Origin of the sequence: Mucilaginibacter sp. UYP27, from assembly GCF_040547175.1 — a bacterium.
Lineage (GTDB): Bacteria > Bacteroidota > Bacteroidia > Sphingobacteriales > Sphingobacteriaceae > Mucilaginibacter.
Genome location: NZ_JBEPPE010000017.1, coordinates 1 through 22,615 on the forward strand (window position 1 = coordinate 1; position 22,615 = coordinate 22,615).

Here is a 22,615-nt window from a genome sequence, read left to right on the forward strand (position 1 = left end):
TATTATCAAGGATTGCGGGGCTAATTTTACAGCCGCAACCTGCACCGTGCGAGTATTGAGTCAGTCTTATGGTTTGATTATCCATTAGTATCAAGCGTGTTGGCAGTAAAATTTGATGAGCATGTGTTTCAATGTCGGTATCTTTCAGTTCTAATGAAAATACCCGCTCTACGTTTCGTTTGCTTAAACCGGTTCGGTAGGTTTTGTCATAGTAAACCAGAACGATCTTTACAAAGTCTTTCATACGGCCTTCCATAATGGCTTCTATAGCGTACTTGGTTTGCTCTGGGCCGAGCCTTTTACGGATACGGTCGGTAGATTCTATTAGAAATTCTTTGGATAAACCACCATATTCAGCGGCCAATGCGTCAACCCGTTGTTTAAAGTCTACCGTGATGTTAATCATTGCTGCATCCCGCATTTGATGCCAGAAGGGATTAGGTATCGAACGTTTGCCTATGGTCAGGCTTTCATCTTCCACCCAAATCTTCTTTTGGTTGTCCAATTTTCTAAGCTGATCGGCCAGGTTGTTTTCAAATTGCTCCTGTGTCGGCTGCACCAACTTATTCATGCTGCCATAAGATGAGCCGTGGTGCTGTGCCAGATCTTCCAAGTCGATAACCTGTTCAACCATGCCCTTAAGTTCATATAATAGCCGGGTTTTACCGGAACCGGTCATGCCGCCAAGGATTTGAAGCTGGTATTGTTTTTCAAACTGCTGGTGTACCCAGCCACGATATTTTTTATAACCACCCTGTATAATGTAAACCTCGAAGCCATAGAGATCAAGCGCCCAGGCCATGGCCCCACTACGCATACCGCCGCGCCAGCAGTGAACTGCTATCTTTTTATTCGGTGCAATTATTAAAGCGTCCTTAATAAAGCCCGACCACTTAGAGCCTGTGAGGTCAAACCCTAACAGGATAGCCTCTTCACGACCAACCTGTTTGTAGGTAGTACCTACCTTAACCCGCTCTTCATTGCTGAATAGTGGCAGGCTGAACGCATTCGGTATGTGGCCGTGCTCGAATTCCGCAGGTGTTCGTACATCAATAACGGGGATGTCAGCCTGCATCTCTAGAAAATTGTTGATCAATATTGGCCTTACCATTATAGTGCAAATATACAGTTGTGTTTAATTCCCTACTTATTTTTCACGATTCATGCAAACATATCTTTGATTGCGAATGCCTTTTTTTGGGCAGGACCGGTTTGACACCCAAAAAAACATTACATTTTACAGATCAGATCATTTGTGTACAAACGCCCGTTCAGACTATCAGCAATGATATGTTCATCAGATTATTCATTGGGCTGGTATAAATATCCCATTATCAAGCATTTCCCTCGCCGTCGAGTGATTAACCGGGAAGGAACTGGCAGTTCATGAACCGGGCCTCCCACCGTTACCCTTTAATTAACGGCGAAACGACCGACCTCGATGTTGATTTCATGTCGGAACATCAATTTAAAATACTACATGTTTAATATTTTTCATCAGTATATTTAGTTTGCTTGCACCATTAATTTTCTTGAGCCATATTTTCCCGATATATCATTAGATTTCGCTTTGTTTAATGAGGGTTTACTTTCCCCCCGATGGCCAATATACTGTGATAATGACGTCTTGGCCCCGTTCCGGGGCTGTAAGCTTTCACTTCAATGTCAATCGTCTCTGGAGATATTTTGTAGATCGAGAACGAGTTGAAAGGCATTTCTTCAGCAAGGCGTTCCTTTTTTGCACCTGCACTGCCAGCAGACAAGATGGTAAGCATCGACTCGTCATTGATCAGTATCTCGTTAGTATCAGTTTTCTGCCCGCGAGATATCCTTGTTATTCCCGGGATGTGCTGGTGACCGTTTAATACAATTTTAAAGCCGAATTTTTGCAACCCATCTATAATCCGGCCTGAATCTATGGTAACGCTAATACTTCCAAACGGGTAATCCGGGTCAAGTACTTCCTCAATGGATGCAGAGACAAGGTGATGATGTATGACGGCTATCTTAAGGTCACTTACCGGTGGGTGATTATTGAGCAGGCTATCATATAATGGCCATTCGGCATATCCGTAGTTACTTTCCTTTTCCTTTCTGAGTTTGACTGAGTGCATCCTCATGATGTCTGCCGTCAGGCCGCAGGGGAACCTGAAGGACTCAAGCCCGAACAGGTCAGTGCTTTTGCCATAAAAAAGCTGCAGAAAGTTTCTGTATAATTTTTCATGGTGATAATCCTTCATATCCACTTTTTGCAAAGGAATATCGTGATTCCCGGGAATAATGATCACTTCTTCCCGCTTTAAGTTAAGCTCGGTACAAAGCTTTTCAAGAAACTCCAGTCCATCAGTAACAAGGATATCACTGACACCCCGCGAGGTAATGTCACCGCTCACGATCAGCAACCCTAATTGAACTTTCAAATCATTCCTGATAGTGTTCACAATAATGTCTGCCAGGGGTTGCTTTCCTGGCTCTGGATTCCTTGGAAATCCAAAATCATCTCCGAAATGGATGTCAGATAGGTGAAGGATATAATCTGACTTTAAATTAACGAATTGTTTGCCTACAACAGTGGTTGCCGCTACGTCAGCATTGATATCCTCTTTAGTAAAAAAAGAATAATTCTGATCCGGAATCACTTTAAAGATCTTTAAAAACTCGTCACGTCCGATCTCTGATAATTTTGTCAACTTAAGCCAAAGCGGCAATTGTTCATCTTGGTAATAGGTAGGCGTATGATCTTTTTCAGGGGTACTAATCCGGCTGACTGTTCCATCACTGAGTTCGATAATATGCGCTTTAAAAAACTTGGTTGTAGAACGGTCAAAGATATAGAAGCTGTAATGAGCAGGTGCGGCCGCGATTTTGCGTATTATTTCGGTGCGGTCAGGTTCACTCTCTTTCTTCCACCATCCCCACCAGACGTGCCCTGATTTTGTAATCAGTTTTTGATGCTCGGCAATGGTATCAAGGTCCGAAGTATCCCTGTAACGCAGTAAAATAGGCTCCATATTATAAATTGATAAGGTTAAGTAAGGTGTCCAGAGCGATCTTTTCATCAGGATCGATATTCAATTTTTCAGCAAGTGCAGACCTGTCTTGTCCATGAGCCAGCCCGTCCAGAAACCCTGTAATCCTCGCCGTGCCGGTCAATACCAGACCCACATTATCTGACGTAAGCAGGTTCACCTTTTTCTTCACCGGATCGCGGTCACTTACGGTTAAAAGCTGCGCACCGGTTGCAAAGGGTAACGATACAGAAATCGGCATAGCTTCCGCCTCTTGTCTGATCGCTATGACTTTACGATTCAATAATATTCTAGTCCAGTTATCTTTAGGAATTGCGATAACGGGAAGTTGCATCAGACGTTGCTTTTTTACAATCATCAGATCGGCAATACGCCAGTTTCCGCCAACGGGAATATGCTTCAGCTTAAATATCCGTTTTTCAAACTCTGGCGTCATGTAGCGGACTGTATTATTCAAAATCCTGACATCTCCGCCGGCATTAGCCTGGGCGAGTATTTGTTCAAGTTCCGCCCCGGCGCCAGGGCGTAAAAATTCCTGAAACAACGTCGTGATTAAGATACCGCCGTCAAACAACAGTTCATTTGCTTTCTGTAACCAGTTCTGGTAATACGATAAATACCATGGAGGGTCCATGATAATACAATTAAACTTGCCGTATATAGAAGTATCCAAGTGATTGATGTCGACGATATTAACCTGCTCATTTTTATTGATGGCCTCAAGCAACAGGTTATTGATATCAAATAAGGTGACGTTAGCATATTGCTTTGACAGTGGCAGGTAAAGTGAGGGGGTCCCGAATAACCCAATCCTTGAAACTTGGTATTTAGGCAACAAGTCACATATGGATTTAATGGTTCCATGATCAAATCTCCAGTCAAAATTGCTGGGATTAGGTTCAGGCAGCGCGTCGCCGGCTCGAGGATTCTTTTCTATTTCATCTGCATGGGGAAGATCGGTCAAAGATTTGGCAATTCGAAAGACCACATCCGGGAAAGCTCCTTTCGAACGGCTGAAAAGTTCATCATAGCTTCCAAGACCTTCGCTGATGATACTTTTTATGTGGTTTTTAAGGTCAGTCTCGTACATGTGTCAAATTTTGGTACGGGTGTTTACACCGAGAATACAAGCGATCATTCAACTTTTTTTAACAGTAACAATTCGGTGATCTCATGAAGGACACGTTTAACAGCTTCTTCTCGGATGGCATTTCGTTCATCTTTGGCATTACCGGCAGTCAAATTTGCTTGGATCTGATGAACGCCGTTATATAGAATCGTAATAAAGACACGACCGACTGGCGCTCCCTCCCGATAATCGTTGACGGAAGCGGAAGCTGTACCGGTCACCGCAACGTATATTCCCGCGCCTGGAAAACATTTTTGAAGCCCATAACACATAGCTGTTGTTGTTTCCTGGGATTCGGCCGTATACCTTTGCAGGATATCCTTACCCACTTTTAAAACGGCTGTTTTAACCCGCTCATCGTATGTCACGATACTGCCAGCCAGAACTGCGGAAGCACCTCGAACAGATGCCAATGTACTGGCTAGCAGACCAGCCGTGATGCTTTCACCACAAAAAATGGTTAGCTTCTCTTTTTCGAGCAGCGCATTAAATTTTTTTACTAGCAGTTTGGGTACCATATCTGTTGGATGTTCTTTTACAATAATACGAAATATCAGCTATTAATCGTTCTGACATGCATACGACAAGTTTTATCTTATACTTTAATTTTGAAAGAATTGGTTTATCAGCATAACTTGCAGCAATCTATATAAATTACTAAATTTACCTAAGTCATTAGGAATCAAACTGCATCAAATCAATTGTGGAAAATTCGGGAATTACCACAGCTTGAAGATTATAAATAATTGAAAATGAGGAGCGTACTAAACTTGGTTCAAGTCCCGTCCATTCGCTAATGGGTAGCAAAACCCATCGAAAGCGCTTAAATCAATGATTTAGGCGCTTTTTTTGGTCATAAATACCTGTTCATACCAAGAAAAATAAATTCCTCGATTACCTATTTTGAAGTCTGTATTTTTAGGTAACCGAATAGCTCATAATTTTTTTGATTTTGAATGACTGCAAATCAAAACAGTTTAAAACGAATTAATTCGGTCACTTATATATAACCAAAGCTTTTAGCAAGTAAATTATGAAATTACCAACCAGAAACTATTACTGATTGTATGGTGACTTTTTATCTGGCAAACTCTTTTTTACCAAAGGGAAAATAAGCTAAACATCCTGATAAAAATGCTATCAAATAGAAAAAATGTATGTTTAAACTTTCAAAATATGTTGGTCCTTGAAAGTTAAATTCAAGTAAATCAAAACTTGGTAAAAACCCTTCGGCAAAAAAAACCAGGATATTCAAAACAAACAATCCCATTAAAAATCTGATGAAAAGAGCATATTTCATTGATATGGGAATAAAAAAAAATATCAATACCCAGCTAACCGATCCTATACCAACATAATACAACGTCCCATAAATCGCATAAGTTAAATTTTCCATCGATTGGGAATTCTTAAACAACAATACAGGTATAATTGTAATAGCTGCAACAATTATGAAGAATATAGCAATAAATAAAATATCTCTGATTATTGTATTTCGACTGTTGTCATTTCCTCCGTGTAATCTTCTACCCATTGTCCTGATTCATTTCGTTTTAAGTGTGTTTGTGTCCCTTTCCTAAATTTGGCCAAACCGTCAAAATATGCGATCGTTTGCATCAGGTTACAGGTCGATAAGCCCGGGCCACCTGGATTGATCGCTGGCTGCCTCGGTATTGACGTCATGATATAGTTCTGGTTCGAACTTGGAACCGTAGAAAGCAACTGGCAGTCGATGTCCTGAATATACAGCCGCAGGCTTTGTCCCGACGCCGCCGTAAAGCTAAATCCAGTACTCAGCGTAATACCCGTATAACTGAAATAGTCCCCCGCTGAAGGCGTAGTCGTCATCGGAGACGTAACCTGCGTCTGAGCACGTGCGTTTATTGCAACAAGCAAAAAACAAACTGCAAATAGCAGCCCGCTTAAACGCCCTTTTGTTATATTCGAAATACTCATGTGATAAGGTCTATTGGTTAATGTTGGCTCTGGTAATGGTAATCGGTATGTTTCAAAATATGGCGGTTCTAATCCTTTACTTTCATCAACCGCTGGAAACTTTCATACTCATAATAAGTCGTCGGCACTCCCCAGCGGCTCAGCGACAAGCCATTGTCAAGGACCTTTACCGACCCCTTGTAGGCATCACGTACCTCCACGATCCTGCGCGCTGTCAAAGCATCTGTTCCAAGGTACCTGCTCATATAACGCGCGGAATTACGGTGCAAACTGTTCGCAGACTGACCACGAACCGCCGATACGCCCGTCATCATCAGAAAATACAGCGATAAAAATATCCAATGCATATATTATCTTACTTAGTTGTAATATTAAAAATATGTCCTATTGAAAATTTATCAGTTTGCGATCCCATTACCGATAATAATACTGTTTGCCGAATCTGCCATAAATGACGCAATCCCGCCGTTAATCACCTGCGTGCCATATGTAAATCTGAAGGTACAGGAACCGCAGACTGTAGTGCTTATATAGATATTAATTGGTGAATAGGCCGGAAATGAAATTGATGTTGAAGCCCCGGAAGGTATCGTGTAATTCTGGGTCACGGAACCACTGTTTAATCGAATATTAAACGCATAGCTGGTATTGTTGAGTACCCCAAAACTTTTTGTCCCAATCGCATTACAAGAGCTGTGCGATGCGGCATAGGCTTCACGGTTGGCGACCCAGTATGTTTGTGCTTTGCTCGTCGCATCCGCAACAGACCTCAGCGAAGTAAACATACCTGCATCCAGCTTATAATTGACCTGTGCGGGGCTCGGCACATAACCAACATCACAAGCTCTTGACACCATGTCCTGCACAACTTCACTTTTATAAGGCTCGGTCAGACAAACGGCATTCGCATTAGCCCATGCCTGGCCGAGTGAATTGATCTCGTTTATTGCCTGTTGATTGGCATCATCAACTGAAATTCCGGAGGTATATTTGTTGGAAGGAACCTCGTACATGACTTCCTGGCCTATGCCCGTACTACAGTTATTTTTCTGTATCCACCTTAACTGATATACGCTGTAATATTGCAGGCAATTCCCTTTCTCATTGGCATAAGTTTGTTTGTAGTTTGCCAATTGCGCTGCAGCCTTTTGGTTAGCATCTTCAAAGCTGACGGCTGAAGTAAATGCAGCCTCCTGCAAAGAATAAGTAACCGTTTCTCCGTAATATCCGGGGGGACAATTATTTTTCCGGGCGGTAGTACTCATGAGCTCACTGTAAAATAGCGGGTTCAACTGGTTATAGGAGATATGTTGCTTGATATTTCCCTCCGTATTGGAAATCGCCAATAAACGTTGATAGTTATCATAACGAAAAAAAGTAACCAAGCCTTTCGCATCCGTCTGGGAGGTCATACCGATCAATGGATCGAATGTAAAAGTCCTCATCTCTGCGCCGGCAGGGTAAAACCGGACATCATCAACTTGTTCTGAACTCGGAATGGCGATGGGGTAGATACCTGCTGTTACATTTACATTTTCATTGGAAGAAAAGGTCCACAGCCCCCCGGACTTTTTCCAGTAAGTTAACGTATACTTGCCATTGGTAAGACCAGATAGGCTCTTTGCGTAGGCGCCTGTTTTGCTGTAATGCCCTGTACGCGCATCATTCAGGCTGCTGTTCCCGGCACTATTCTCAAACCCTTCATACCAGATGTCTCCAAGTTTCGCATTCGCTGCTTCGGCAACCGGATACTGGCCGAGGTATTGATAAATATAGCTGACCGGCGGACCGCTGACTTTTGAGACACTCGAAGGGTGTGAACGATCGCTATATGCTATATATTTGATCCGCGCATCATACGCTGAACTGCCAGTTTTTGATGAAATGATTTCCGGGGCAATGATATCGTTACCCCAGTCTTTATAATCTGTTTTGTTCGCACTCAAAGAAGCTGAACCTTTAAAAGTTTCCTCTTCGACACGATAATCAAGCATATTGCTGTTAATCATTTGCGTATGCACCGTCTTGGCTATGTCAAAAGGATATTTGATGGATGTTGTTATTTTTTCACCGTTGCTTTTGGTGACCGCAACAGAATTAGTCAGTTGTTTACTGTTGTAAGTATAATCGGTATGCGTTGTAAATTCCTGCTCGTTCTCGATCTGCGTGTCGGTACTGCTTTTTAGTAATGAAGTTCCGGTGTTCACGTAATAATCAGCAACTTGGAAAACCGGGAAGTTCAGAGGAGAGGATGCCAAATCATAGGCTCCGTTATCTACTACCCGTTTTACGATCAGCCCATGCAATGCCTGCGTTGGTGTATCCTCGTATTGGTTACCAACACTTCTAAGTTTTGTGTAACTACCATTTTCATACTTGTAATAGTCTGTGGAGGTCAGGTGTTCATTGCTGTAATAATTATATTCACGAGTATATGGCGTACCGATGGACTGATCGGTTATCCAATTGTTAAAGGTATTATTGTATGGAGATGTAGATCCGTTAAAACCCGGTGCGGACATGAAATATTCACTATTCGGCAATGCTCTTTGAAAACCGTATACCGTCTTTCCTGAATTCTTCTCTGGTGTTCCTTCATAAACAGTGATTTTACTATAGGTGACCGGTTGACTTACAGTCTCCGCAATCTCTGGATTCAGTTCCGATGAGTACACCCTTGTCCGCCTGCTGCCATATTGCGATGCATTTACCTTAATTATATATCTGGACTGGGTACTTGTGTAACGCATGAATGCTTCTGACCTGGAGAGGGCAGCTCCCGGAAAATAACCGTTTCCGTCTTCGTTTTCCCCGTATTTGAAAGTCTTAACTAAAATATTGCCATTGTTATCACTAGTTCTGATGCTACTGACACGCAGACCTGGTCCATAAACTGATGGCTCGTCGCTGGTGTACTTGTATCTGTTGCCTTCAAAAACATACTCTGTCGACCCGCCTGTAGGAAAAATGATTTTAGAAAGCAGGCCCTGAGTTATCGGGAACGCCGAACGATTGGCGCTTGTTGCGCTGTTAAGGGTGAAATTAACACTGCCGGTATTGACCATAAAAATATCGAAATTCGGGATCAGCTGGTTATTAAGATTTCCTAAACTGTTCCGAAAGCCCCAGATATCCCTGTTATGTCCGTTAAAATCAGACGACGCGGTATATAAAAATGTATAGCGCTCTTTCACCGTATTATCGCTGGCCTTAAATATAAGCGCATCCAGCTTAAGTTTGTTTCCCGGACCGGCGAAACTGGGCGCATCAAGTGTGGAACGAGTAAAACTAATTGTTCTCAGCAAATTATTGTCTTTGTCAAGAACTTGTATACTTTCAATCTCACCAGTTGTCTGTACCAAATTAAATTTAACCCTGCCCAGCTTAAAGGTGATCTCGCTTAACCGCTGTACAGTATAGGTGGTATTGTTGGTTGGAGTTCCTTCGCGGTAGTTCTTTAAAGGCTGTGCCGGATTTGCCTGAGTGTCATCATTGTCTATTGCGGTTAACGTACCTGAATAATTATCGTCCCGTACAGAAAAAGGAAGGTAAGTGAGCGTGATCACGTCTTTTTTATCGGGCGAGACCACCCTGGTAAGTAGCCTGCTGGTGATGATGTTGTAATTGCTGATGTTACAATTTTCCGCTAGGTCAAACTCATAAAGGTTGCCCTTTTCATCGGTTATACGGTCCGGAAATCCCTGAGACGAGCCACCCGATCCGGAACTGATCTGGACGGGCTTTACCGGGATCAGCACGAGCGGATTCGATCCGTTCCCGCGTATAAATTTGCCGCTGACCGGACCGCAATTGTAAGAAAATATATCATATTGCGAATCGTAGATATTGCCGGTTGACATTTTGTTAAGATCATCGAAATCGTAGCTGCTATGCAAATCGTACTGCGCCGCATCCTTAATTGTAGGAAAGCTCACCGATTCATCGGCGGCTCCTTTGACCGTCCTGGAGATCCTTCCCCCGCCTATCAGGTTCCAGTTCATTCCAACAGGCCCTGTCTGGTCACTTATTCTACGGCCGGTCGCGTCATAACTGACGGATAGCGGCATCTGCAGAGAGCCGGAGGCAATCTGATAAATCGGCACGGAAATCTCCGGAACGCCGGAAGCTCCATTTACCGGATGGTCCAAATAACGGAACAATGCTGCTGATTCCGGCGATGGCGGAATGACCGTCGGCAGGGTGGATTGCGAAAATAAATTCAATGGGCCAAGCAGCGCAATAACAGTTGCGGCTTTGATCAAGACGGATTTATACACGATTGCGATGGTTTAGGATAATTGGCCAGTGCTAAATTATAGCAGTGTTATATACAATGTAATTTTAGGTCCCAAACAACGGGATTATCTAATGCGATATAAAATGGGTTGATACAGTGATGAGTGTTCATTCTTATGATATGGGTTCGGTGTTGTTGGTAAAGGTTACGCTAAATTAATCAACAAAATCAAAACCACAAATTTAATTTTCGTAAGCGTCCGGCCAGGCTAAACAGCGCCGGTAGATAAAAAAGTTCGCGTACGGTTTAGGCCGACCGGTGTAAAAATGTCGGCTTTAGGATTCGTCCGCCGGGGATCTATATCGTACAGCCTGTAGTATATGATAGCTACGGGAGAATAGCGGTGAAATACCGGCCCTATGCCGCCAGTTCTGGAATTGCGGCGTTTTGCACAGATGCGATTTTAAAGTTGCGGGAGTTTAAAAAAGGTCTGATTACTATAGCTATAACATTATAGGAAATATTCATCTATCTGATTGATTTTGTGTAACTCTTTAGTTATTTTTAAATTTTCTTTTATTCAGTAAATCAAGCTTTACCCGAAGCTCATCAATCCGTTTTGTTTGAAGAGTAAGCTTTTCCTCATGTTCCTTTATCTCTTTATCTTTCTCTATCAAATACAGGGTCAATTCTTCCACCTTCTTAAGCAAAAGTTTATTCATCTCACCCAAATTTAATCCTTCTTTGTCAATCTGTTCCGCAGAAGGCATATCAGGCAGATGGTGGTTTTCATCAATGTAATTCTTTAATTCTATAAGAGGTTTTAATTTGTAGGCAGGTTTAAAAACGTAATCAGGCCAGTTAGCAACTGTTTTGATAGTGAGCGAAGTTGCGATAGCATCGCCAGCTACGACCAGTTTGTAATTTCCCTGCTTACCTTGCGTATCACCGATCAATACTTGTCCGTTACCCAATATCCACATGAGTTGCTTTTCGACATTACTGTTGTTATGATTGATAAACGAAAAACCTCCGGTATTTCCTGCACCTTGATTGGCTATGAAATTTATCTCTCCCGATCCGCGGCCCCGGTTCCAACCGATCACCATTTGGGCTGAATTTGCTAAATAATTTAAGTTCATGGTAGAATTTATATTATCAAGATTAGAGTTACCACCGGCAAATATTGATATGCCATTTACATGCAAAATTTCTTGCGGTGTACTTGTGCCAATGCCAACTTTACCAGTTGCAGGAAATGTATTTTGACCGGATGCGTGCTGAATAAAGCCCAACAGGACAGCTAAAAGGAGATTTTTTTTCATTAATGATAAGCGTTTAGGATAACTACAAATAAAGTCCTTGCCCTTTTTGTTTGATATAAAATTATATAATTATTACTTATTAAAAAAGCGAAATCGTAAATATCATTTTCTTGCGGACCGACCTACGAATGAGCAAAACGTCTGTGAAGAGAGAGCCGGTAGGCGGTTTCACAGAATACTTCACAAAAGGCTGGCGTTGCATTTGCCCTGGTGGGTATCGCGGTGGCAAATTTCAAATTCCATGACAGCATTGAAGCGTTTTGCGAGACGCCCATGAGTCCAACAATATGAGCGCATAGACTTTAGGTATTGAGCGAAAACAAAGCTTTAGCGTAGTTACAGCGATAGATTAAAAAATAGCGGGAGCGAGTGTGGATTGCGACGCTTCGAAAGTCATAAAGCATGACAAGCCTTCGATAGCCGGTTAAGTATTAATGTGCTTTGAAAAGCTTATTGATGCTTAACGAAGCTTGGCGTGATATATGATGAGATAAGGAGCAAGTAACACGTATCTTCTTGGTGTGTATGTTAGCCCAGGAACGCAAAGAACAGATTATCATTCCATCCTAAGCAACTCTTAGAGAATGGCATTTTCACTTCTCTTTATTGCTTTTTTTTCGCAGTTATAAAATAAAAAAAGGTATATTTATTACCATAAGCATTAGCGATAATTGAATTATTTATAGGTGACCTAATCGGTGACCTAAAGAAGTTTAAGATATATAACGCGTTGATTTAGAGTAGAGAAAATAACCCTCTCTGTTCCCTCCTAGTTCAACCCAAAGCATGCCTCCTAAACCATAATCTCGATCATCATTGACATATACATAACCATCAATTACGATCGTCTCAACTGATCTTAAATCAACTTTTTCAATAATTTTCAGAATACAAGGCAACTCCCTTTTATAAAACTTACCTGGTTCATATTCCTCAATATTGTCCAGCCTTTCAATGATTTCGTGTAAAGATTTATCATCTTCCCATGTCGAAAAAAGCTCACCAACTGCTTTTGCACTTCCGTTTTAATAATATACATCAACAGCCACTATCACTATATGTATTCTTTAAATTAATATGCCTCAGGATATCTCTACACCATTTTCCCAAGTGGTCTCCTCTATTAAATTGCCGCTATCATCCCATCGCTTAAATACACCATTCAAACCATTATTCTTAAGACCAAACTCCTCCTGTAAATTACCGCTGGGGTAAAAATATCTTTGAATCCCATCTTTGTATGCATTTATAAATTCTTCTTCGCTCCTGACAATATTGTTATCATCCTTTGTCACAAGCATACCATTGAATGGTTGGCCCTGGTAATGGAATATTTCACTGCCACCGCCATCAAATCCTATTAGTTCCAAATCGTCAAACTCAACTTTAATAATCATACTATCTATTTTTAATAAATTTCACTCCAAAGGTTAAATAAAAACAGTCAACACAAGTAGGTTGTATCCCGGGTTTCTTTAAATATCTATTATATCCCAACAGGCTTTTTACCCAATTATCAAATACGATCGGATCCATCATCTCGTTACCGAACTTCTTGCAAGCTAAATCATTAATGATGAATTTGCAGAAAGGGTTAGCAAAAACAAGGGAACTAAAGGCACTTTGGCGAGATATGAGCGATTGAAAGATAAAGTTCATGAGTTCCTAAAGAAAAAATTAAAACTGGCTGATATAGGATTAGAGGATATCGAAATGGCATTTGCAGTTAATTTCTTCCATTAACTAACTATGGAGAACATTGGGGATAACACTGCGATGAAATATGTGAAAACACTTAAACAAATCATTGATCGCGCAATTGATGAAGGCTGGATAAAACATAACACTATTTCAGGGTTTAAATGCACCTTTGTTGATCCGGACAGAGAAACCCTTGAAATCCACGAATTAGTAGGGATGTATGAGAAAGAAATCAGCGTGGAGCGCTTAGCCGAAGTAAGGGACGTATATGTGTTTTGCTGCTTTACTGGCTATGCGTATGAAACAGTTTACAACTTACCTGTTTTTGCAAAATGCCCGGTTTGAAGGTGGTTATACCTTTAAAAATGAATTGGATGATCAGGCACTGCAAACGCTTATCCCGCCATTTACCCTTCAGCTATTGGTAGAAAACTGCATCAAACATAATGTGGTATCCCTAGACAAACCACTGCATATTCGTTTATATGCGGAAGCTGATTATATCATTATCGAAAATCCGATCCGTTTAAAGGCGGGCGACAATAATTTACTTGGCGTGGGCTTGAAAAATATTCAACTACGTTATCATCATCTGCTGGAAAAGCATCATAGGTGAGAAAAATTATATAAACGGCACATCATATTATGATGCAAAAGTGGAAATGTATAATCAATGTTTAGATCAAATATTGAAAAAAAAGAGGACTCACGGTTTTTCAACTTTTTTTCCCGATGAATGGACTAAACAAAAAGTGCAACAAGAAATGACTTTAGCATTTAAGAATAAAAAATATCAATATACAAACAAGGGTATTGACATTTATTTAGGACAGATGTCCGACGGAGTCGATTGTATTATGTATATCGACAAATCAAAAATAACATCCATGCACCCATCTTTTAATTAAATTAAATGGAGATGAATATAAGAATAGCAAAAAAATACGGAGTTGATTTTCAAAATAGGTTGAGGGATAATGGTACGATAAAAAAAATTCCGTATTCCAAGTTAGAGTTTTTAAATCTATTTTTATTCGAGTGTAAGGTATCTGATATTGATGGTGTCGACGAGGGGTTATTAAATCAAATTGATGACGCTTTAACAAATTCAAATAGTGAAATTGAAAGTGGCTGTGGTATTGTAGACATATTAATTTATCGGGATGTTGTTAAATTTTATATTAACGATGACATTGATTCTATGCCAACAGTCGATTTTAGAGAAATTATTGTTGGGTGGAGGGATTTTCTGTTACAACCACCATTAAATGGAACTAGCGCTTAAATCAATTACAGGTGTATAAAGTTAAACATTAATTATGCCGTCTACCAGCCCTGATCACTATGGATGACCTACCCCAATTTCTGAATTTTTTATAGGAGGGAATGAATAGTTTGCTGGCTGGTATTCATTACAATAACTAATAATTATTAATAAAAAATGGATAACACTAGTTATATGCGATACAATTCACATGGGTTTTGGATTCACCAGGCATTTGTGGAAGTTTTGAGCGAATACATCAAGGCAAATTGCTTCTGGAGAACAATTGCGCTTTATTGTCATCAATTATGGCTACCGCGCGGTAACCATCCCACTTGATCTCGTATATACAGCCAGGATCGTCAAACGGAGCATCTACCAAAGTAGCTTTCATGGGTTTGATATCGGTGGGGATTTTTGATTTTGGAGCGTCTTTAAGTAACGCCTTTATATCAGCTACCGGCAATGGGTTACCTGCTACACCTGTTTCCACCTTTTCGATCTGCATTTCGATTGTTCCGGTTTTTATGAGTTCCGGTAAATCCTCCTCTGCCAATTCTATCCATACCGGCGCATGATCGCTTGCACCCTTCCAACCGCGAACCTTTTTATCAACTGTCGCTGCTGCAAGCCGACTGGATATTTTTTTATTTAGCAGGAAATGGTCGAGCCTCAAACCCGCATTTCTGCCATAAGCATCACGCAAATAATCCCAAAAGGTATAGATCCGCTCATTCGGGTAAAGTATCCGTATGGCATCCATCCATCCCTGATCTACCAGGTCTTTATAAGCCTTGCGGCTTTCCGGGCGGAATAAAGCATTCTCTAAATATTTTTCAGGTTTGTAGTTATCTAATTCCGTTGGCATTACATTGTAGTCACCAATTAGAATTACCGGCAAATCGCGGTTAACCAAGTCTTGTGCATGATCTGACAAGCGTTTAAACCAACGCAATTTATAATCAAACTTTGGCCCTGGGAAGGGGTTGCCATTTGGCAGGTAAATACAGCCGATAACTATTCCGTTAATAAAAGCTTCAATGTAACGGCTATGGGTAAACCCATCATCTTCTCCCGGCAAATCGTTTCTCAATTCCCGAATTTCTGTTTTGGAAAGTATAGCGACACCGTTCCAGCTTTTCTGCCCATGCCATACAGCCTGGTAACCGGCTTCATTTGGCGCCTTTTCCGGAAATTTCTGATTTTCTGATTTGAGTTCCTGCAAGCATACAATATCCGGCTGCGCTTCTTTTAACCAGCGCAGCAAAATTTCAAGACGGCCATTGATACCGTTAATGTTGTAAGTTGCAATCTTCATAAGCCTAAAACAAAAAAGCCCCTAACGGGGCTTACAAATTTAATTTTTTCAGCTTATTTCTTACCGGCCAGTTTACTCTCTACAGCACTACGCTGATTAGAACCTGCCGATTTTTTAGCGGCTTCTACTTTTTTTGCTGTAGTGCCTTCTTTTTCTTGCTTCATACTTTAATTCGTGTGGCTGCTCCGATACAGAGCTTCTTTCCACTTTTGCACCTCGTGTTGCCATTGTTAATTTTTTAGTAGATAATTTTAACTATAACAACATCTATACCAATCTGTTTTATTGGTAGAATAACGACTAAAGCGTTAATTTGATAAATTCCTCAATTGGTCGTTAATCACCAACATATCATCGTCCGCAAAATATGAGCTCATCACCTGACTAAAGCTGCCGGATTTTTCCTTTTTGATATAGCCTTTAAATAAACCGTCGATAGATACCATGTAGCAAGGCCCTCTTTCCCCTGGGATTTTCTTAATATCGAATTGCAGCTCTACCAGCTTTTTTGAAATTTCGCAGTTGATTTTAAATCTTTCCATATTTTTAATCTATCACAGGGTTTACGTAAATGGGCAGTTTAGCGAACTTTAGGACTTCTATACTCGCAAAACCAAATTCCTCCACAACTTTACCATAAATTAAATAGCAGCCCGCGCCGTTAAAAGGATATTCTTTTGTGCTATTCGGAAAATGTACAGTGTCAAAGAAATTGCCTTCAACATCGAGAAAAGAACCAAACCACATCAGCTTACCAGTTTTAGTTTGTACTGTTTTTTCACATACATACCAACCCACCATTTTTACATGCTGACCCAAATGATTGATAAGATCACCTGCCCCAATCTCTCCCCGGTAATCTGTTTGGAGGAGTTCAAAACTGCTCATGCTAACAGGAAAACCTAACAATTCCAGTTCGTGATAAGTATTTTCCAATTGCGTATTTACCAAAACAGGGAGACTGTAATTTTTGGCCTCAACCGCAAACAGCTCTACCTCATTATTCGCCTTTACCTTTGCACCCATCAACAAGTGCACTTCCCAAAGCAACTCCTTTTTGCTTTTTCCGGTAAATCGTAATGCACCTACGCGAATTAATATAATAGCCTGTTCCAATCCAATTCCGGTGCGTGTTATCAAATCTTCAAGACTTTGATATAACCCATTTTCCCTGCGTTCTTCAGGGATAAAATTTATAAACCGCTCATTTAAACCATGAATCCCCACAAAGCCTAAATACACATCTATTCCATGAATATTAACGATAGTGTGGCTATTATTGACGCATGGTAAGTGAACATTGGCCCCTGCCTTCTGAAGTTCATGTACATACAAATAACGACTGTAAAAACCCCCGTAATTATTTAATACAGCTACCATAAATTCTCTTGGGTAGTAAGTTTTTAAAAATAAACTTTGATAGCTTTCTACCGCGAAACTGGCCGAGTGAGCCTTTGAAAAGCTGTAGCCGGCAAATGATGATACCTGCCGCCAAACTTCCGCCACTACATCATCAGGTCGGCCCAGTTTTTTTGCTTCTTCAAAAAAACGTTCGACGAGACGCTCGAACTCTTTTTTTGAACGATACTTTCCGCTCATACCTCGACGAAGTATGTCTGCATCTGTTCCATCCATTCCGGCAAAGTGAATACAAATTTTGATCACATCCTCCTGATAAACCATTACCCCATAAGTTTCCTTTAACTGTTCTGCCATTACAGGGTGCAGGTAGTTCACGGTATGGGGAGCATGGTGGTATTTGATGTAAGCACCCATCATTCCCGAACTGGCAACGCCGGGACGAATAATAGAACTGGCCGCAACTAAGGTTAAATAATTATCGCAGTTTAATTTCCTGATCAATTGCCGCATTGCAGGCGATTCTATATAAAAGCATCCAATGGTATCACCCGTTCTCAACTGAGCATTTACCTTTGGGTCTTTCATAAACACTTTGACCTGGTGAATATCAATTTTACGCTGTTGATTTTCTTCAATCAGTTTAACCGCCATCTTTATGTGACCAATACCGCGCTGGCTTAAAATGTCATACTTATCAAAGCCGATCTTTTCAGCTTCATACATATCCCACTGCACAGTAGGCATGCCCTTTGGCGGCATATCGAGCGCAGTGTAATAAGTAATCGGTTCCTCTGTGATCAATACCCCTCCTGCATGAATGGAACGCTGGTTAGGCATGTTAGCCATTCGCTCGTATATAGCTGTTATTTTTTTAAAGGTTGGGTTGTTGCGGTTTGCAGCTGCCTGTCGTTGATCTGTAAAACTGTCTATTTCAGCCTTTGGCAAGCCCATTACTTTGCCGATCTCTCTGATAATACTCCGGTCTTTAAAGGTTGACATCGTACCGAGCAAAGCTGTGTGCTGACTGCCATACCTTTTAAAAATGTAGTCCTGAACATCTTCTCGTTCATCCCAGGAATAATCAATATCAAAATCGGGCGGTGAGGTACGCTGCGCGTTTAAAAAACGCTCGAAATACAAGTTAAGTTCAATAGGGTCAACATCAGTTATTTTAAGGCAATACGCAACGATGCTGTTTGCCCCTGAGCCACGCCCAACATGATAATACCCCTGGGAGGATGAATAACGAATAATATCCCAGGTTATTAAGAAATAAGCGCAAAAGTCCAGTTCATAAATTACTTTCAGTTCATGCCTGACCTTTTTAAGTGCTTCCTTGTTGCTTTTGCCGTAACGGTATTCCAATCCGCTCATCGCCAGCTTTTCAAGCAGCTCCTTATCATTCTTTTTATTTCCCGTAAACGTTCGCCGGTTTAAATTAATCCGGCCTTTGGGATAATCCATAACGCACCGGTTCATCAGGTTTCGGGTGTTATCTAAAATGAAAGCATGGCGTGAAAACTTTGCTTCCATTTGCCCCGGCGGCAAAAACATATCCGTAGTGCTGCATTTATCTTCCGCCTTAACCATTGTTAACACGAGGTTAAGATCAATACTGCGCAGGTACTCGTGTAAACGATATTCTACTTTATCCAGAACAAACACAGGCTGTAAAGCCACCAGTTTATCTTTTAACAAACTTAAATCCTTACCGTAGAGGATATTGAGTTCGTCAAAACGAATACCTAAATATTCGTTAGCCTTCAAGTCATAGGAATAACAATAGGGATAAACGGTGTAAGCGTTTTCAAATGGAGGAGCACTATCAGGCAAAGGCTTCTTTTCAAGATTATGCTCACTCAAAAACTCATTAAGTTCACGCATACCTTCCTTGTTTTGCGCTATGCCTACATAAAGCAAGTGTTTATCCCTACGAAACTCTATGCCAGCAATGGGCTTAATGCCATGCTCGTCACATGTCCGCATAAACTCAATAATACCTGTAGAATTATTAATGTCGGTTAACACCATTTGAGTAATTCCGCGTGCGGCGGCTTCTTCCACTAAATTTGGAATTGACATTGTGCCAAAACGAAGGCTGTATTGTGAGTGGACATTCAAATACATGGCCTATAAGTTTAAATTTATACCTGATGCTAATTTAATTGACCCTGGCCCAAAACGGCGACGTATCTTGTCCATAGCCTGGCAGAGGCTATATTGTTCTTCTGATTCCGAATAGAGATCAATCTGCTCAAAACCGCTGACAAGATTAGAAAGGCGAACGCCAACTAAACGTATCAGCAACCTTTTTTGAAAAAGTTGTTTGAACAACTCTTTCGTCTTACTGATTAAAACGCTGTCGAGTGCTGTATAAGGTATTCGTGCCTGTTTAGTTACCGTTTCAAAAGTGGAATAACGGATTGTTACGGTGATACAAGCCGTTTGTTTTTTCTGCTGACGTAAATCGAAAGCCAAATCCATAACCATTGAGGTTAGCAGATGATTAATAGTTTCTATATCAATACTATCTTGATTAAAAGTAGTTTGGGTTCCGATTGTCTTTTGCTCATAATGTGGAACAACGGGTGAGTCATCAATTCCTTTTGCTTTCTGTAATAACCAAATCCCGTTCTTTCCCAAAATACTGTTCATGTATTCCGGATGTACCTGGGATAGCGTATGGATGCTTTTAATACCCATATCGCTTAATTTTATAAATGTTTTTTCGCCTAAGCCGGGAATTTTTCGGATTGACAAAGGATTTAGAAATGGCTGTACCCCTGGTAACGCTACGCTCAATTCGCCATTAGGCTTACACTCGTTTGTAGCCATTTTTGATACGGTTTTATTGACCGACAAACCAAAAGATATCGGCAATCCGGTTTCATTAATAACTTTGGCCCTGATTTCTTTTGTGTATTTAAGCGTACCATGATGCTTATCCATCCCGGTCATGTCAATATAATGCTCATCAATACTGGCTTTTTCATAAAGCGGCACCAATTCGTGGATAATATCTGTTATCTCGTGGGATGCTTTGGTATATTCATCCATGTTACCCCTTATCCAAATACCTTGTGGACAAAGCCTCCGTGCTAATCGTGCTGGCATCGCGGAATGCACCCCAAACTTTCGTGCTTCATAACTGCATGATGCGACAACTCCACGGTCGGATAAACTGCCGATTATAACAGGCCTGCCTTTCAAACGAGGGTCTTTTCTGACTTCAACAGATACAAAAAATGCATCCTGATCCATGTGAATTATTTGGCGGTCGGCGTTCATGTTAGTCTGCTGCTATTACATTTATTTATATAAAATTTTATATTTCAGTCGGATTGCTTCTGGCGTTTAGATCACGCCCAGAAAACCAGTATGAGAATCTTTACAAAACTAATGCTAAAAATATTAGTATTTTAAATCTTTTTTAGATTATTTTTACAACCTTGTTTTTTGATCATTAAAGACCTGATAAGCAGGATAAGTAAGCAGTTTTATAATTGAAAAAAATCTTATAATTTTATAGAAATGAGGGAGGTTGAGCCAACATTTGAAATTGAGTATAAAGGTTCGGTTACTAAAGTAACGGAAGCGGAAATTAAAAAGCGGCGGATATTCCATATCATGTATGCTAATAGAAAAAAGCCGCTTACGATCACGATAGGACGGGACAATACAGATGTTAAATTTTGGACATCCATTCCTGAAGGCAGGCAGGAAGAAGCGGAAGAAGTTGGCAAGCTAATTGCCGCATATATCAGAAGTAAAAAAAATTAAGATTATGTGCTATTATAACGGACAACGGGTTACCAGAGCGGAGTATATTGAATTGAAAGGACTGGCAAAGCCGGTTAGAAACTATGATTTTTTAAATGTTGGCGTGCATAACGGATTTAATTACGCTCCCTGCGCCATCCTTGTACCGTCGGAAGATGGGCGCGATTTTGACATTGTACAGGCTGAATGGGGTTATGTTCCTGGTTATTTAAAAACCCGTGACGAAGCGAACGCTTTTCGGAGACAATACACAACCCTAAATTTTAAAGCTGAAAATCTTTTTGTTAAGGAAGACGGAAAACGTTCTATGTGGGCTGATGCCGCCGTTACCCGTCGTTGCCTTGTACTTTCCACAGGGTTAGTAGAATCACGTCATATTCCTAAAATCGGTAAGAAAGGTCAGGAATTAAAGGAAATGATTAAATACCCGTATGTTGTTGGAGTTAAAGACCATGAATATTTCTGGTTTCCCGGCTTATATAACGAATGGTTTGATCCCGAAACAGGCAAATGGGTGAAAACTGTCGCATTTGGCGTTACCAAAGCCAATAACGTAATGAGCCAAATTCATAATTCTAAGCTACGTATGCCGAGTATCTTAACTGATGATCTTGCCTGGGAATGGATGATGACCAAACCTGTAGATGGAAAACTGGCACCAAATGTAGAAGCAAGGCTTTCTGAAATTGCATTAACACAAATTCCATCACGGTTACTGGAAGCATGTACGATTGACCGTAATTATCGCACAGCATTGGAAGCTACAGCTTTTGATTATCCGGAACTTGCCCCGCTTGACATGACGTTTATAGATTCAGAAGAATTGTTATTTGACCATTGGCCAACGATGGAAGATGTTAAGGTTTAATATTTTCAGGAGGCCATTACAAGCTCAAATTTGCTTATTCCGGATAAAACATTAATTAACTACTAGTATAGTGAAAAAGAATGTAGAGCCTTAACTTTCTTTGCTCTCCAATCCTATTTTACCGTTGTGCCGCTCAACAATTTCGGCGCATAACAGCGGTTAAATAAACAAAAAGGCTCTGCGGCTTACACCGATTTTTGCGGTGTTGACCGGCTGATTATCGTCTACTCCAGTTGCCCGAAACCTTCTTTAAAAAAGTCGGTCAGGGAAACATCCAGCGCTTTAAGAACTTTTAATAAACTGGAGAAGTGCAGGTCTTCCCCGTTTTCATACCGCCAAAGCTGCGTACGGTTGATGTCATGTTTAAAAGCGAATTTCTCATAGTTTGGCTCGCCTTTAGCTTCCCTCAATTCCTTAATCCGTTGCCCAACTTTTTTCAGCATTATTTGGATATGTTCACCAGGATCGTTGTCTTTACCTCTTGCCATGAAGTAAAATAAATCAATTCGATGCAAAATAAGTACCGCCAAATAGATACAGCTATTTAGAAACATCTATTTAGAAACAATAAGTGTTTTTTTGTATTTTTGGTAAAAGCATAAATGCATGGAGCCCCGCGAAATATTAACTGTTCCTATACCTCAAC

20 protein-coding genes are annotated in these 22,615 nt (G+C 40.7%); 6 read left to right on the forward strand and 14 right to left on the reverse strand.

The window, feature by feature from the left end; translation table 11 throughout:
• The 9 genes from mnmH to ABIB39_RS22580 all read right to left on the reverse strand — a co-directional run.
• A partial coding sequence (gene mnmH, locus ABIB39_RS22540; protein WP_354432455.1) for a tRNA 2-selenouridine(34) synthase MnmH occupies positions 1-1,075 on the reverse strand: 1,075 nt, incomplete at its 3' end.
• Positions 1,076-1,574: 499 nt separating this feature from the next.
• Complete coding sequence (locus tag ABIB39_RS22545; protein ID WP_354432456.1) at positions 1,575-3,011, reverse strand: metallophosphoesterase family protein; 1,437 nt, start codon at positions 3,009-3,011, stop codon at positions 1,575-1,577.
• Between the two features lies 1 nt (position 3,012).
• Entirely contained in the window at positions 3,013-4,119 is a 1,107-nt protein-coding gene (locus tag ABIB39_RS22550; RefSeq protein ID WP_354432457.1) for a class I SAM-dependent methyltransferase, read from the reverse strand.
• 44 nt (positions 4,120-4,163) lie between these two features.
• Positions 4,164-4,676, reverse strand: coding sequence for a CinA family protein (locus ABIB39_RS22555; protein WP_354432458.1), 513 nt, complete (start codon positions 4,674-4,676; stop codon positions 4,164-4,166).
• A 560-nt stretch (positions 4,677-5,236) separates the two neighbouring features.
• Positions 5,237-5,692 carry a hypothetical protein gene (locus ABIB39_RS22560; protein WP_354432459.1) on the reverse strand — a complete coding sequence of 152 codons (456 nt, stop codon included), beginning with the start codon at positions 5,690-5,692 and terminating at the stop codon, positions 5,237-5,239.
• A gap of 490 nt (positions 5,693-6,182) precedes the next feature.
• A complete protein-coding gene (locus ABIB39_RS22565) occupies positions 6,183-6,359 on the reverse strand; it encodes a hypothetical protein (RefSeq protein WP_354432460.1) in 177 nt (58 codons plus the stop codon).
• Positions 6,360-6,512: 153 nt separating this feature from the next.
• Positions 6,513-10,391 carry a DUF5977 domain-containing protein gene (locus ABIB39_RS22570; protein ID WP_354432461.1) on the reverse strand — a complete coding sequence of 1,293 codons (3,879 nt, stop codon included), beginning with the start codon at positions 10,389-10,391 and terminating at the stop codon, positions 6,513-6,515.
• Positions 10,392-10,905: 514 nt separating this feature from the next.
• The gene (locus ABIB39_RS22575) at positions 10,906-11,676 is read right to left on the reverse strand and encodes a hypothetical protein (RefSeq protein ID WP_354432462.1); all 771 of its coding nucleotides are present in this window, start codon (positions 11,674-11,676) and stop codon (positions 10,906-10,908) included.
• Between the two features lie 1,082 nt (positions 11,677-12,758).
• Positions 12,759-13,073, reverse strand: coding sequence for a toxin-antitoxin system YwqK family antitoxin (locus tag ABIB39_RS22580; RefSeq protein ID WP_354432463.1), 315 nt, complete (start codon positions 13,071-13,073; stop codon positions 12,759-12,761).
• Between the two features lie 352 nt (positions 13,074-13,425).
• Between ABIB39_RS22580 and ABIB39_RS22585 the strand changes: the two genes are divergently transcribed.
• Genes ABIB39_RS22585 through ABIB39_RS22600 form a run of 4 tightly spaced genes read left to right on the forward strand, consistent with a single transcriptional unit; the run spans position 13,426 to position 14,662 of the window.
• Positions 13,426-13,722 (forward strand): phage integrase SAM-like domain-containing protein, encoded by a 297-nt coding sequence (locus tag ABIB39_RS22585; RefSeq protein ID WP_354432464.1) that lies wholly within the window; start codon positions 13,426-13,428, stop codon positions 13,720-13,722.
• Complete coding sequence (locus tag ABIB39_RS22590) at positions 13,676-13,993, forward strand: LytS family sensor histidine kinase (protein WP_354432465.1); 318 nt, start codon at positions 13,676-13,678, stop codon at positions 13,991-13,993. The genes ABIB39_RS22585 and ABIB39_RS22590 overlap by 47 nt, the downstream gene beginning before the upstream one ends.
• A 10-nt stretch (positions 13,994-14,003) precedes the next feature.
• Positions 14,004-14,285, forward strand: coding sequence for an EndoU domain-containing protein (locus tag ABIB39_RS22595; protein WP_354432487.1), 282 nt, complete (start codon positions 14,004-14,006; stop codon positions 14,283-14,285).
• Positions 14,286-14,290: 5 nt separating this feature from the next.
• The gene (locus ABIB39_RS22600; protein WP_354432466.1) at positions 14,291-14,662 is read left to right on the forward strand and encodes a hypothetical protein; all 372 of its coding nucleotides are present in this window, start codon (positions 14,291-14,293) and stop codon (positions 14,660-14,662) included.
• A gap of 238 nt (positions 14,663-14,900) precedes the next feature.
• Here the strand turns inward: ABIB39_RS22600 and xth are convergent, their stop codons facing one another.
• The 4 genes from xth to dinB form a co-directional block, all read right to left on the reverse strand.
• Entirely contained in the window at positions 14,901-15,959 is a 1,059-nt protein-coding gene (xth, locus tag ABIB39_RS22605; RefSeq protein ID WP_354432467.1) for an exodeoxyribonuclease III, read from the reverse strand.
• 308 nt (positions 15,960-16,267) lie between these two features.
• Positions 16,268-16,501: a hypothetical protein gene (locus tag ABIB39_RS22610; RefSeq protein ID WP_354432468.1), complete on the reverse strand. Its 234-nt coding sequence runs from the start codon at positions 16,499-16,501 to the stop codon at positions 16,268-16,270.
• Positions 16,502-16,505: 4 nt separating this feature from the next.
• Positions 16,506-19,448, reverse strand: coding sequence for a DNA polymerase III subunit alpha (locus ABIB39_RS22615; RefSeq protein WP_354432469.1), 2,943 nt, complete (start codon positions 19,446-19,448; stop codon positions 16,506-16,508).
• Positions 19,449-19,451: 3 nt separating this feature from the next.
• Positions 19,452-20,609 (reverse strand): DNA polymerase IV, encoded by a 1,158-nt coding sequence (gene dinB, locus ABIB39_RS22620; protein WP_354432470.1) that lies wholly within the window; start codon positions 20,607-20,609, stop codon positions 19,452-19,454.
• 243 nt (positions 20,610-20,852) lie between these two features.
• Here dinB and ABIB39_RS22625 point away from each other — a divergent pair, with 243 nt between their 5' ends.
• On the forward strand, positions 20,853-21,101 hold the full coding sequence (locus tag ABIB39_RS22625) for a hypothetical protein (protein ID WP_354432471.1): 249 nt from the start codon (positions 20,853-20,855) through the stop codon (positions 21,099-21,101).
• Between the two features lie 52 nt (positions 21,102-21,153).
• Entirely contained in the window at positions 21,154-21,969 is an 816-nt protein-coding gene (locus ABIB39_RS22630; protein ID WP_354432472.1) for an SOS response-associated peptidase family protein, read from the forward strand.
• Positions 21,970-22,193: 224 nt separating this feature from the next.
• Here the strand turns inward: ABIB39_RS22630 and ABIB39_RS22635 are convergent, their stop codons facing one another.
• On the reverse strand, positions 22,194-22,457 hold the full coding sequence (locus ABIB39_RS22635; protein ID WP_354432473.1) for a helix-turn-helix domain-containing protein: 264 nt from the start codon (positions 22,455-22,457) through the stop codon (positions 22,194-22,196).
• Positions 22,458-22,615: the final 158 nt, after the last annotated feature.